The organism is Streptomyces sp. NPDC042336, from assembly GCF_055581985.1.
Genome location: NZ_JBVJEA010000001.1, coordinates 253,438 through 265,880, shown reverse-complemented (window position 1 = coordinate 265,880; position 12,443 = coordinate 253,438). Strand labels below are relative to the sequence as shown.

The 12,443-nt window shown below is 71.6% G+C and carries 11 protein-coding genes; 6 read left to right on the top strand and 5 right to left on the bottom strand.

All coding sequences use genetic code 11. From position 1 onward, the window contains the following. Positions 1-122 precede the first annotated feature (122 nt). Positions 123-596, top strand: coding sequence for a glycine-rich domain-containing protein (locus tag ACZ6IM_RS01230; protein ID WP_469553642.1), 474 nt, complete (start codon positions 123-125; stop codon positions 594-596). Between the two features lie 76 nt (positions 597-672). Beyond that, the gene (locus ACZ6IM_RS01225; protein ID WP_469553640.1) at positions 673-1,341 is read left to right on the top strand and encodes a class I SAM-dependent methyltransferase; all 669 of its coding nucleotides are present in this window, start codon (positions 673-675) and stop codon (positions 1,339-1,341) included. A gap of 53 nt (positions 1,342-1,394) precedes the next feature. Here the strand turns inward: ACZ6IM_RS01225 and ACZ6IM_RS01220 are convergent, their stop codons facing one another. Further along, positions 1,395-1,628, bottom strand: a complete 234-nt coding sequence (locus tag ACZ6IM_RS01220) for a helix-turn-helix transcriptional regulator (protein WP_469553638.1) — start codon at positions 1,626-1,628, stop codon at positions 1,395-1,397. Positions 1,629-2,235: 607 nt separating this feature from the next. Then, positions 2,236-3,291, bottom strand: coding sequence for a LacI family DNA-binding transcriptional regulator (locus tag ACZ6IM_RS01215; protein WP_052838011.1), 1,056 nt, complete (start codon positions 3,289-3,291; stop codon positions 2,236-2,238). Between the two features lie 364 nt (positions 3,292-3,655). On the opposite strand from ACZ6IM_RS01215, the gene ACZ6IM_RS01210 reads away from it, so the two are divergent. The 4 genes from ACZ6IM_RS01210 to ACZ6IM_RS01195 all read left to right on the top strand — a co-directional run bounded on the left by ACZ6IM_RS01210 (position 3,656) and on the right by ACZ6IM_RS01195 (position 8,479). Next, a complete protein-coding gene (locus ACZ6IM_RS01210; RefSeq protein WP_469553636.1) occupies positions 3,656-4,981 on the top strand; it encodes an ABC transporter substrate-binding protein in 1,326 nt (441 codons plus the stop codon). Positions 4,982-4,986: 5 nt separating this feature from the next. Then, positions 4,987-6,000, top strand: coding sequence for a carbohydrate ABC transporter permease (locus ACZ6IM_RS01205; protein WP_052838009.1), 1,014 nt, complete (start codon positions 4,987-4,989; stop codon positions 5,998-6,000). A gap of 12 nt (positions 6,001-6,012) precedes the next feature. Beyond that, complete coding sequence (locus tag ACZ6IM_RS01200) at positions 6,013-6,924, top strand: carbohydrate ABC transporter permease (RefSeq protein ID WP_052838008.1); 912 nt, start codon at positions 6,013-6,015, stop codon at positions 6,922-6,924. A 115-nt stretch (positions 6,925-7,039) separates the two neighbouring features. Continuing rightward, on the top strand, positions 7,040-8,479 hold the full coding sequence (locus tag ACZ6IM_RS01195) for a GH1 family beta-glucosidase (RefSeq protein WP_052838007.1): 1,440 nt from the start codon (positions 7,040-7,042) through the stop codon (positions 8,477-8,479). Between the two features lie 106 nt (positions 8,480-8,585). Here the strand turns inward: ACZ6IM_RS01195 and ACZ6IM_RS01190 are convergent, their stop codons facing one another. The 3 genes from ACZ6IM_RS01190 to ACZ6IM_RS01180 all read right to left on the bottom strand — a co-directional run bounded on the left by ACZ6IM_RS01190 (position 8,586) and on the right by ACZ6IM_RS01180 (position 12,358). Continuing rightward, positions 8,586-10,061 (bottom strand): glycoside hydrolase family 18 protein, encoded by a 1,476-nt coding sequence (locus ACZ6IM_RS01190; protein WP_469553633.1) that lies wholly within the window; start codon positions 10,059-10,061, stop codon positions 8,586-8,588. A gap of 159 nt (positions 10,062-10,220) precedes the next feature. Beyond that, positions 10,221-11,672, bottom strand: a complete 1,452-nt coding sequence (locus tag ACZ6IM_RS01185) for a sensor histidine kinase (protein ID WP_052838005.1) — start codon at positions 11,670-11,672, stop codon at positions 10,221-10,223. Beyond that, a complete protein-coding gene (locus ACZ6IM_RS01180; protein WP_469553631.1) occupies positions 11,669-12,358 on the bottom strand; it encodes a response regulator transcription factor in 690 nt (229 codons plus the stop codon). Before ACZ6IM_RS01180 ends, ACZ6IM_RS01185 begins: the two co-directional genes overlap by 4 nt. Positions 12,359-12,443 lie beyond the last annotated feature (85 nt).

The window sequence follows — 12,443 nt, the reverse complement described above, 5'->3', positions numbered from 1 at the left end:
GTGTACGCCTGCCCGCCCACGTCGGGCTGCGGCCCGTCACGCCGCCGACAGACTCCCGCCCCCCACCAACGGGCGGGCCAGACGCCTCCACCCGGAGGCGACGTCCACCACAGGAGGACATTGTGACCATCGCGTTAGAGCGTCCCGTGGGCACCACCGACCCGGCCACCCTCGTCGACCCCGAGGTGACCGACCGGCTCACCCGCCGCATCACCATCGACCACCCGGAGATCAGCGAGCCGACCGCGCGCCGCATCGTCGGCCAGGCCGCCGCATTCATCGCCGCCTCCGGCCAGCAGCCCGGCCAGTCCCTCGCCCCCAGCGAGCTGGTCGACTACGGCTGGCACGCGTTCATCCTGCACACCGTCGACTACGCCGCGTTCCGCGAGCGGGTCGCCGGCGGCTTCGTCCACCACGTCCCCACCGACGAGGGCGACGAGATGCCGGGCGGCGCGCAGGCCACCCGCGCGCGGACCCTCGCCGCGATCACGGCCGCCGGGTACACCGTGGACGAGGAGCTGTGGCCGGCCATGGCCGACTGCAGCCAGTGCCACGCCGGGTGCACCGACAGCCCGAACAGCGGCAAGGGGAAGTAGCAGACACGCCCGTCGTGCAAGACTCCAGCCGTCCGGCGTTGCTGCCGGGCGGCTGGCCCGAGGAGCGGAGCATCACGTGACAGACACGGCGATCGCCTGGGACACCTACTCGCGGCAGCGCCCCGAGCGCCGGCCGACGAACAGCCGCGGCGAGACGACGTGGTTCAACTGGACCCAGTACCCCGACCACGGGCCGGGCGCGGAACTCCTCGATGCCCCGGCGGGCGGCCGGGTCCTGGACCTTGGCTGCGGGAAGGGCGGCAACGCCGCGCACCTCGCCACGCTCGGCCTGCGCGCCGTCGGTGTGGACGTCTCGCCCCAGCAGCTGGTCGCGGCCCGCGATCGGTGGGGCCAGGCGCCGGGGCTGGAGCTGCACCGGGTGGAAGCCGTTCGGTTTCTGGAGGAAGACCGGCTCGGGTTCGACGCCGTGTACTCGGTGTACGGCGCCGTCTGGTTCACCGACCCCGCGGTGCTGCTGCCCGCGATCCGTGAGCGGCTGCGCCCGGGCGGCAGGCTCGTCTTCTCCCAGCGACCGCCGGTGCAGGGCTGCTACGGCTGCCAGGCCTCGTACATCCCGCGCGGCGCCGACGAGGACCCGCTCGTCGTGAAGCGATGGGACTACGAGCCCGACGCCTGGGAGCGGCGACTGAAGGAGCACGGCTTCACCGACGTGAGCGCCGACGTGCTCGCCGCGCCGCCCGGCAACCGGACGATCGGCACCCTCATCGTCCAGGCGCGAGCCTGAGGCGCCCCTCGACCGCGGTCCGTCCTCGCCACCCCCGTCGGGGGCGGGCCGCCTTAGTCCCAGAGATCCGCGCCCGACATCTCGAGGACCCAGGCGATCCGGAGCAGTGTGCCGACTTTCATCTCGCGGCCGGCCTCGATGTTCTGCACGGTGCGCCGGTCGAGGCGGGCGGCCTGCCAGACCTGGTCCTGTGTGAGGCCCTGCCGCCGGCGTTCGGCACGCACCCGGTCCCCGATGGCTCGGAGGCGGTCGGGGGTCCACTCGTCATCGTCGGGCAGGTCTCGCACCCGTCACACGGTGAAGTGATCAAGGTCTGGCGTCTGCGTATTGCAGTACGCTTTTTGCGATCTTGATTCGGGCCGGTGCACACTGCTGCCGCGGGCGGAACCACGCCCTCCGGCGCGGTCACCGATCCCGCCGAAGATCCCTACAGGACCCGTCCTCCCCGTTCAAATAGAACGAATGTTTGAATAAGGCGGGCGCGGCGACGCGCCCCTCAGATCGGCCTTCGCTGACCCTGCTTCCCAGGCTGGTCGGCGCAGGGCCGCGCGGCACCCCCGCTCAGATCGGGGGTGCCGCTGCTGTTTGGTACGCGGTAAGGACGCTCTGCACTCACCTGACTAGGTCCGGCCCACTCCTCGGCAGGGCTGTTCCCGCGGGAACACGGACCCTCATTCGGCGGCATTAGGCGGCATTGAACGTCATCGAACGGGGGTGCTTTGTCCGGTATCCCCGCATCTTCGCAGGTCAAGTGTGTAACAAAATCTGGTTCAAGTCCCGTCACTCACCCTGAACGATCAAGGGCTGACCTGTGAAAACGGGTCGGCCCTTGATCTCGTTACGGCCCGCTCCCCCACCGCCGGGGCCTGCCGAGCGGGCCCCGGCTTCAAGCCTTTACGACGACCTGCGCTCCACCAGCTCCGTCGCCAGCACCACCTGGTGCCGTTCCAGGCCCCGCGAGACGGCCGGGCGGCGGTCGGCGATCTCGGTCAGCAGCAGGTCGATCATCGCGCGGCCCATCTCCTCGATGGGCTGGCGCACACTGGTCAGCGGCGGCTCCATGTGGCGGGCGATGGCCGAGTCGTCGTAGCCGACCAGCGCCACGTCGTCCGGGATGCGCCGGCCCGCCTCGCGCAGGACCTGGCTCGCGCCCGCCGCGGTCACGTCCGAGGCGGCGAAGACCGCGTCCACGTCGGGGTGGCGGCGCAGCAGCTCCGCCATCGCGCGGCGCCCGCCCTCCTCGGTGAAGTCGCCCGGTTCGATCAGCCCCTCGTCCACCTCGTGGCCCGCCTCCCGCAGGGCCTCGCGGTAGCCGTCGACGCGGCGCTGGGCGCCGTAGACGGCGAGGTGACCGGTGATGTGGGCTATGCGGCCGCGGCCCCGGGACAGCAGGTGCTCGACGGCCGAGCGGGCGCCGCCGTAGTTGTCGGAGTCCACGGACGCCAGCGGTTCCGCGGCCGAGCGCGGGCCGCTGATCACCGCGGGGATCTCCAGCTGGGTCAGCAGGTCGGGCAGCGGATCGTCGGCGTGCACCGAGACCAGCAGGACGCCGTCCACCCGGTGCGCCGCGAGGTACTGGGCGAGCCGCTCCCGCTCCCGGTCACTGCCCGCGAAGATCAGCAGCAGCTGCATCTCGGTGTCGGACAGCTCCGAGCCGACACCCTTCAGCATGTCCGAGAAGTACGGCTCCGCGAAGAACCGGGTCTCCGGCTCCGGCACCACCAGGGCGATCGCGTCCGTGCGGTTGGCCGCCAGCGCGCGGGCCGCCGTGTTCGGGACGTAACCCAGCTCCGCGACCGCCGCCTCGACGGCCGCCCGGGTCGCGTCGCTGACCCGCGGCGAGCCGTTGATCACGCGGGAGACCGTGCCGCGGCCGACGCCCGCGCGTGCCGCCACCTCTTCGAGGGTGGGCCGGCCACCGCTCCGACCACGCACTCCGTGGCTTGCCATCGGCTCCGCCTCCCGTCGTCACCCCCGCACTCTGCGGCTGGCCTGGAATTTAACAGGCCGGTCGGGTGTAATGACCGACTCCGGTCCCTCCCCGCCGTACGAGGGGTGTCCCGGTGCCGCTCGCAACGTCCAGTTAACAGGCCGATAACTGAACGCAATTCGTCGCGTCCGCTCCCTTGACACCCCCGCCCCGACCGACGACTCTTCAACACATCACTTGTGGGAGCGCTCCCACACTACCTGGCACATACACATCCCGCACGTTCCCCGCCCGAGCCGCAGCGACGAACGAAACACATGAAGCAGCGGGTCCAACCATGTAGTTGGCCGGGGGGTCGGCACGTCAGGGCAACAGGAGGACGCAATGCGAGCAGCACGCAGAGGATCGGCCCGCAAGGTGGTGGTCATGGCGGCCATCGCGTCGCTGGGCGCCGGGCTGCTGGCCGGCTGTGCCGACGACGGGAACGACGAGGACAGCTCGTCGTCGGGCGACAGCAGCGGCAAGACCACGATCACCCTTGGCCTGTTCGGGACGATGGGCTTCAAGGAGGCAGGCCTCTACGAGGAGTACGAGAAGCTCAACCCGGACATCAACATCGAGGAGAACGTCACCGAGCGGAACGAGAACTACTACCCCGCCCTGGTGAACCACCTCACCACCAACAGCGGACTCCAGGACGTGCAGGCGATCGAGGTCGGCAACATCGCCGAGGTCGTCGCCACCCAGGCGGACAAGTTCGAGGACATGTCCAAGGCCGCGGGCGTCCAGAAGAGCAACTGGCTGGACTGGAAGTGGCAGCAGGCCACCACCAAGGACGGCGCCACCGTCGGCCTGGGCACCGACATCGGCCCGATGGCCATCTGCTACCGCAAGGACCTGTTCGAGAAGGCCGGCCTGCCGACCGACCGCGAAGAGGTCTCCAAGCTGTGGGCCGGGGACTGGAAGAAGTTCATCGCGGCCGGCGAGCAGTACAAGAAGGGTGCCGGCAAGGACACCTACTTCATGGACTCCCCCGGCGGTCTGATCAACGCCATCCTCAGCAGTGAGGACGAGAAGTTCTACGACGCCTCCGGCAAGGTCATCTACAAGACCAACCCGGCCGTCAAGGACGCCTTCGACCTGACCGCCGAGGCGGCCGAGAAGGGACTGGTGCAGTCGCAGACCCAGTTCCAGCCGGCCTGGGACCAGACCATCTCCAACAGCCTGTTCGCCACCGTCGCCTGCCCGCCGTGGATGCTCGGCACCATCAAGGCCAAGTCCCAGCCGGACTCCGCCGGCAAGTGGGACGTCGCCCAGGCCCCGAAGGCCGGCAACTGGGGCGGCACCTTCCTGGGCGTGCCCAAGAGCGGCAAGCACGTGAAGGAGGCGCAGAAGCTGGTCACCTGGCTGACCGCGCCCGAGCAGCAGGCCAAGCTCTTCTCCAAGATGGGCAGCTTCCCGAGCGCGCCCGCCGCGTACAAGCTCCCCCAGGTGACCGGCGGCAAGAACGACATGACCGGTGACGCGCCGATCGGCGAGCTGTTCGCCAAGGCCGCCGAGCAGATCCCGACCCAGGTGATCGGCCCGAAGGACCAGATCGTCCAGCAGGGCCTGACGGACAACGGCGTCATCCTCGTCACCCAGGGCAAGTCCGCCAAGGACGCCTGGGAGAACGCCGTGAAGACCATCGACAACAACCTGGAGAAGTGACCGGAATGACCACCCGGCACGACACCGCCGCGTCCCCCGTCAAGGGGGGCGCGGCCCCGGGCCGCCCGCCCGGCGGCAGGGCGTCCGCCGAGGCGGACCGCAAGAGGCGGGCCAAACTCTCCCGCCGCTGGCAGCGGGACATGCGCTGGAGCCCCTACGCGTTCGTCTCGCCGTTCTTCCTGCTCTTCCTCGCCTTCGGCCTGTTCCCGCTGATCTACACCGGCTGGGCCTCGCTGCACACGGTGGAGCTGACCGCGCCCACCGACATGAAGTGGACGGGTCTGGACAACTACACCCGGATCTTCGACGACGAGTTCTTCTGGAACGCCGCCAAGAACACGCTGTGGATCGGCATCATCTCCACGGTGCCGCAGCTGCTGATGGCGATGGGCCTCGCGCACATCCTCAACTACAAGCTGCGTGCCTCGACCTTCTACCGGGTCGTGATGCTGGCGCCGTACGCGACGTCGATCGCCGCGGCCTCCCTGGTCTTCGTGCTGCTCTTCGGCCGCGACTACGGCATGATCAACTGGGCCCTCGACATGGTGGGCCTGGACAAGATCGACTGGCAGAACGACTCGTGGGCGTCGAAGTTCGCCGTGTCCTCGATCGTCATCTGGCGCTGGACCGGTTACAACGCCCTGATCTACCTGGCCGCGATGCAGGCGATCCCGCAGGACCTGTACGAGTCGGCGGCGCTGGACGGCGCCAGCCGCTGGCGGCAGTTCATCCACGTCACGCTGCCCTCGCTGCGCCCGACGATCCTGTTCACGGTCGTCGTGTCGACCATCGGTGCCTCGCAGGTCTTCGGCGAGCCGCTGCTGTTCGACGCGAACAAGGGCGCCTCGGGCGGCTCCCAGCACCAGTTCCAGACGCTCGGCCTGTACCTGTACGAGCAGGGCTGGGTCAACCAGCACCTGGGCCGCGCCTCCGCGATCGCCTGGGCGATGTTCCTGATCCTCATCGTGATCGGGGTCCTCAACGCCGTCATCTCGCGCCGGCTGCGCGCCAGTAGTTAAGGAGAACCGGCCGTGACGACGACCATGACGAAACCCCCGGCCGACGCGGCATCCGAGCCGCCCCGGCGGGGCCGACGACGTTCCAAGGCGGCCCGGGCGGGCGGCACGCTGCACGCCGGGCCGATCGCCTACATCATCCTCGCCCTGTTCACCATCGGCTCGCTGTTCCCGCTGGTGTGGACGGCGATCGCCGCCTCGCGCGACAACCAGCGGCTCGCCCAGACGCCGCCGCCCTTCTGGTTCGGCGGCAACCTCTTCGACAAGCTGGAGATCGCCTGGAACGACGCCAACCTCGGCGAGGCGTTCCTCAACACCACCATCGTGGCCGGGATCTCGGCGTGCACCATCGTCTTCCTGTCGACGATCGCCGGGTTCGCCTTCGCCAAGCTGCGCTTCCGCGGCCGCAACGCGCTGATGCTGATCGTCATCGGCACGATGATGGTGCCGCCGCAGCTGAGCATCATCCCGCTGTACATGATGGTCGCCAAGCTGGACTGGTCCGACCAGCTCCAGGCAGTGATCCTGCCGTCCCTGGTGAACGCGTTCGGCGTGTTCTTCATGCGGCAGTACCTGCTCCAGGCGCTGCCGGACGAGATCATCGAGGCCGCGCGCGTGGACGGCGCCAGCAGCTGGCGGGTGATGTGGCACGTGGTGTTCCCGGCGGCGCGGCCCGCGATGGCCGTGCTCGGCATGCTGATGTTCGTGCAGTCCTGGAACGACTTCCTGTGGCCGTTCCTGGTGCTGACGCAGAACGGCAGTCCGACCGTGCAGGTCGCCCTCGCCGGCCTGGGCCGCGGCTACACCCCCGACCAGTCCCTGATCATGGCCGGCGCGCTGCTCGGCACGCTGCCACTGCTCCTGGTGTTCGCGATCTTCGGCAAGCAGATCGTGGGCGGCATCATGCAGGGCGCCGTCAAGGGATGACAACCCTCCCCGGGGGCCGGGCCACCGCCGTCCCGGCCCCGCCTTCCCCCCTCGTACTTCCACGTGTCGGTCTTCCGTGACCCGACCCGCCATGACCCGCAATGGGAGCGCTTCCATGCCTGAGTCCGCAACGCCGGTGACCCCGGTGACCTTCCCCCCCGCCTTCCTCTGGGGCGCCGCCACCTCGGCGTACCAGATCGAGGGCGCGGTGCGGGAGGACGGCCGTACCCCCTCGATCTGGGACACCTTCAGCCACACGCCCGGGAAGACGGCCGGCGGGGACACCGGGGACGTCGCTGTCGACCACTACCACCGCTACCGCGACGACGTGGCCCTGATGAAGGACCTGGGCCTGGGCGCCTACCGCTTCTCGGTCTCCTGGACCCGGGTGCAGCCGACCGGCCGCGGCCCCGCCGTCCAGCGCGGCCTGGACTTCTACCGCCGCCTGGTGGACGAGCTGCTGGCCGCCGGGATCAAGCCGGCCGTCACCCTCTACCACTGGGACCTGCCGCAGGAGCTGGAGGACGCGGGCGGCTGGCCGGAGCGGGACACGGCGTACCGGTTCGCCGAGTACGCGCAGATCGTCGGCGAGGCGCTCGGCGACCGGGTGGAACAGTGGATCACGCTGAACGAGCCGTGGTGCGCCGCTTTCCTGGGCTACGCCTCCGGTGTGCACGCCCCCGGCCGCACCGACCCGGCGGCCGCGCTGCGCGCCGCGCACCACCTGAACCTGGCGCACGGCCTGGGCACGGTCGCGCTGCGTTCGGTGATGCCGGCCCGCAACTCGGTGGCGATCAGCCTCAACACGTCCGTGGTGCGGCCGCTGTCGCAGAGCCCGGCGGACCTGGCGGCGGCCCGGAAGATCGACGACCTGTCCGGCGGGATCTTCCACGGCCCGATCCTGCACGGCGCCTACCCGCAGTCGCTCCTGGAGGCCACCGCGCCGGTGACGGACTGGTCGTTCGTCCAGGACGGCGACCTGGGGCAGATCCGCCAGCCGATCGACGCGATCTGCCTCAACTACTACACGCCGACGGTGGTGTCGGCGGCCGACGCCGACTCGCGTGCGCCGCGCGCCGACGGCCACGGCGCGAGCGACCACTCGCCCTGGCCCGCCGCGGACGACGTGGCGTTCCACCAGCCGCCCGGCGAGCGCACCGAGATGGGCTGGACCGTCGACCCGAGCGGCCTGCACGAGCTGATCATGCGGTACAACCGGGAGGCCCCCGGCATGCCGCTGTACATCAGCGAGAACGGCGCGGCCTACGACGACAAGCCCGGCGCGGACGGCTCGGTGCACGACCCCGACCGGGTCGCCTACCTGAACGGCCACCTCACCGCGGTCCGGCAGGCCATCGCCGACGGCGCCGACGTCCGCGGCTACTACCTGTGGTCCCTGCTGGACAACTTCGAGTGGGCCTACGGCTACGAGAAGCGCTTCGGCGCGGTGTACGTCGACTACGCCTCCCAGCAGCGCACCCCGAAGTCGAGCGCCCTGTGGTACGGCCGCGCGGCCCGCACGGGGACGCTGCCGCCGCTGGACGCGGTCGGGTAACCCCTGCCCGGCCGGGTTGATGCGGGGCGCGGCATTCCACGGGGGGATGCCGCGCCCCGCTCGTGTGACCGGTGTGGGGCCCGGCCGCACGGGAAGGGGCCCGGCCCTACTTGTAGGCGGCAAGGGCCTTGGCGAAGGCGTTCGGCTCCTGGTCCACGGAGCTGCACGTGGCGTCGGCCGAGGGCTTCGGGCCGCCGGGGCAGGCCTTGTCGCGGGTCGCGGACCACATGGACAGGCCGCCCAGGCCCTTGGACCGGGCGAACTCCACCAGCTGGGCGGCGTCGTCGACGGTGAAGACCTCGGAGGCGACGTCGTTGACCCCGATCATCGGGGTGACGGCGACCGTCTTCCAGGCGTCCGCGTCGGACCGGCCGAGGACGCCCTTGACCTGGGCCTGGGTGGCGGTGGCGGCCTGCTCGGCGTAGGTGCCCATGTCGGCGCTGTACGCGGGGCCGTAGTCCATCGCCATGATGTTGACGGCGTCGATGTCCACGCCGTTCTTCTTCGCGTCGGCGAGGAGGTCGACGCCGGCCTGGGTGAGGCCCTCGGGCATCACCGGGAGGGTGAAGGAGACGTCCAGGCCGGGGTGCTCCTCCTGGAGCGCGGCGATGGCCTGGGCACGGCGGGTGTTGGCGGCCGTGTCGGGCAGCGCGCCGCCCTCGACGTCGAAGTCGACCTTGGTGAGCCGGTAGGCGTCGACGACCTTGCCGTACGCCGCCGCCAGCGCGTCGGCCGACGTGCAGGTCGTGCCCAGTTCGGAGCCGGAGGCGCCGCCGAAGGAGACCCGGACGTCGCCGCCCTGGGCGCGCAGGGCGCCTATCTGGTTCGCGACGGCGTCACCGCCGAGGTCGGTGACGCCGCCCCACTTCGGGGTGCAGCCGCCGCCGTCGGTGACGAAGGCGAGGTTGTACTCCTTCACGCCGGTCGCCCCGGCGTGCGCGAGCAGGTCGAAGGCCGGGTAGAGCGAGGTGTCGACGTACGGCGCGAAGCCGGCGCCCGCCGCGGTGCCGTTGCCGGGCGTGCCGGTGGGCGCCGGGGTGGTGGGGGTGCCGGTCGGGGTCGGCTCGGCGGTGCCGGTCGCCGTGGCGGTGGGGGTCGGCGTGGGTGTCGGGGCGGGGGGCTCGGTGGGGCGGCCGCTGGGCTCGGGGGTGACGCCGTCGTCGGCCGAGCACGCGGCGCCGTCGACCAGGCAACCGGTGGGTTCGGCGGTGCCGTTGACGACGAAGCCGACCGTGACGGACTCGCCGGCCTTCAGCCCGTCCGTGTCCCACTCGGGCGGGGTCACGGTGACGTGCTGCCCGCTCACCTTCGACTCGGCGTTCCACAGCGAGCCGAGCTTCGCGCCGTCGGACAGGTCGAACTCCAGGGTCCAGTCCGCCTTCGCCCGGCCGCTGGTGTTGGTGACGACGTACTGGGCGGTGTAGCCCGTCGACCACTCGCTGGTCTTCGTGTACGCGGCCCCGACCGGGGCGGCCTGGGCGGTGCTGGTGAACAGCAGCGCCCCGCCACCGGCCACGGCCGCCGCGACGAGGGCGCCGATCGCCTTGTTCCTGCCACTGACCTTGCGTCGGTGCGTGCGCATCACGTGCCTGCCTTCGCTGTTCACGGTGCCCCCGGCGGGAGGCCGGCGGGGGCGGGTGGGGGTGCGGCAGCACGCTAGCGACCCGGAAACGGGCAAAGAGCCTGATCCGGACGGGGATTGGCGATCTTAGGGTGGGCTTAAGGAAGGGATCGGGACCGATTAATGGTCGCGGGCGGCCCGGCCCGCCGGTGCCGGCGTCGGCGTACGGCCCTGCCTGCGCCGGCGTACGGCTCCCCGGTGCCCGCGCCGCACCGGCGCCGTCCGTTGGTCCAGCTGGATCCAGATCCGCACCTCGGTGCCGCCCAGCACGGAGGAGCCGATGCGGACGTCGCCGCCGGTCGACTCGGCCATCCTGCGCACGATGTCCAGGCCGAGCCCGGTCGACCCGTCGGTGCCCGAACCCCGGCCGCGGGCCATCGCCGCCTCGGGGTCGGCTATGCCGGTGCCCGCGTCGGAGACGAGCACGATCACCGCGTCCTCGCCGTTGTGCAGGTCGACGGCGAAGGCGGTGCCCTCGGGGGTGTGCCGGAAGACGTTGCCGAGCAGGGCGTCGAGGGAGGCGGCCAGGTCGGTGCGGGCCACGGGTATGCGCACCGGCCGGTCGGCGCCGGCCACCCGCCACTTGCGGCCCTCGTCCTCGGCGAGCGCCGACCAGAACCCCATCCGCTCCCGGACCACCTCGGCCGCGTCGCACCCGGCGCCGGGGCCGGCGGCGGCCGTCTGCGGCTTGGCGTCCCGGGCCGTGCGGATGATGGTGTCGACCTCGCGCTCCAACTGCTCGACGGCGGCCCGGGTCTGCTCGGCGGCCGGGCCTTCGCCCAGCGAGGCGGCGTTGAGGCGCAGCACGGTCAGCGGGGTGCGCAGCCGGTGGGACAGATCGGCGGCCAGCTCCCGCTCGTTGGCGAGGAGCTGGACGACCTGGTCGGCCATGGAGTTGAACGCGACCGCCGCGCGCCGCAGTTCGTCCGGCCCCTCCACGGGCACCCGCGCGCCCAGCTTGCCCTCCCCCAGCTCGTGCGCGCCCTCGACCAGACGCCGCGCGGGCTGCACCATCCGTACGCCCAGCCGGTCGGCGACCGCGACCGAGCCGACGATCAGGGCGGCGCCGACCGCGGCCAGCACCGCCCAGGCCGTGCCGACGCCGTTGGTCACCTCGGACTCGGGGACGTACACCTCGACGACGGCGATCTGGCCGGAGCTGAGCGCGACCGGCTGGAGCAGGGTGGAACCGCCGCCCACCTCGGTGGTGGAGGCCCGCCCCATCTCCCGTACGGCGGCGATGTCCTCGTCGGTGGCGCGCTGCCGGCCGATGTCGGTGGCGCCGCCGGCCTCCGCGGCCCCGGCGCCGGACTCCGACCGGGACCCGGCTGCGGGCGCCGGTATGTGCACGGCCATCCCGGCGTCCGAACCGGCGGAGGCGACGACGCGTTCCAACTGCTCCCGGTCGGTGGTGATGGACAGGGCCGGGGCGACGGCGGCGGCCTCCCGCTCGGCGTTGGAGAAGGCGCGGTCGCGGGCCATCTCCCGGATGACGAGTCCCAGCGGCACGGCGAAGGCGACCACGACCATCGCGGTGACCGCCAGCGAGACCTTGACCAGGGCCCATCTCATCGCGGTGGCTCCAGCTTCACGCCGACGCCGCGCAGGGTGTGCAGATAGCGCGGCCGGGCCGCGGTCTCGCCCAGTTTGCGCCGCAGCCAGGACAGGTGGACGTCGATGGTCTGGTCGTCGCCGTAGGACTGCTGCCAGACCTCGGCGAGCAGCTCCTTGCGGGGGACGACGACCCCGGGGCGGCCTGCCAGGAAGGCGAGCAGGTCGAACTCGCGGCGGGTCAGGTCGAGGGCCGCACCGTCCAGTTCGGCCTGGCGGCGCAGCGGGTCGACGGTGAGGCCGCCGACCCGCAGGACCGCGGGCGCCGCCGCCTCCGCGGGGCCGCCGCGGGCGCGGCGCAGCACGGCCGCCATCCGGGCCGACAGGTGCTCCACGGAGAACGGCTTGGTGAGGTAGTCGTCCGCGCCCGCGTTCAACAGCCGTACGATCTCCGTCTCGTCGTCCCGGGCGGTGGCGACGATCACCGGTACGTCGGTGATGCCGCGCAGCATCTTCAGCGCCTCGGAGCCGTCCAGGTCGGGCAGTCCGAGGTCCAGGATCACCACGTCGAACCGGAAATGGGCGACCTCGCGCAGCGCCTCCAGCGCCGTGCCCACGCTGCGCACGGTGTGCGAGGCGTCGGTCAGCTGCCGGATGAGCGCCGAGCGTACGAACTGGTCGTCCTCGACGACGAGCACACTTGCCATGGGCGGCACCGTACGCCATGCGGACCGACCCGGTCCGAGCCTGTGGACAACTCCCCTCCGGCCCGCGTCACACCGCTTTCGGGCG

What these genes read in the sequence shown, in the direction of transcription:
- ACZ6IM_RS01190 (WP_469553633.1), bottom strand. Translation starts at nt 10,061, where the DNA reads ATGCGCACGCACCGACGCAAGGTCAGTGGCAGGAACAAGGCGATCGGC.
- ACZ6IM_RS01205 (WP_052838009.1), top strand. Translation starts at nt 4,987, where the DNA reads ATGACCACCCGGCACGACACCGCCGCGTCCCCCGTCAAGGGGGGCGCG.
- ACZ6IM_RS01195 (WP_052838007.1), top strand. Translation starts at nt 7,040, where the DNA reads ATGCCTGAGTCCGCAACGCCGGTGACCCCGGTGACCTTCCCCCCCGCC.
- ACZ6IM_RS01215 (WP_052838011.1), bottom strand. Translation starts at nt 3,291, where the DNA reads ATGGCAAGCCACGGAGTGCGTGGTCGGAGCGGTGGCCGGCCCACCCTC.
- ACZ6IM_RS01210 (WP_469553636.1), top strand. Translation starts at nt 3,656, where the DNA reads ATGCGAGCAGCACGCAGAGGATCGGCCCGCAAGGTGGTGGTCATGGCG.
- ACZ6IM_RS01180 (WP_469553631.1), bottom strand. Translation starts at nt 12,358, where the DNA reads ATGGCAAGTGTGCTCGTCGTCGAGGACGACCAGTTCGTACGCTCGGCG.
- ACZ6IM_RS01185 (WP_052838005.1), bottom strand. Translation starts at nt 11,672, where the DNA reads ATGAGATGGGCCCTGGTCAAGGTCTCGCTGGCGGTCACCGCGATGGTC.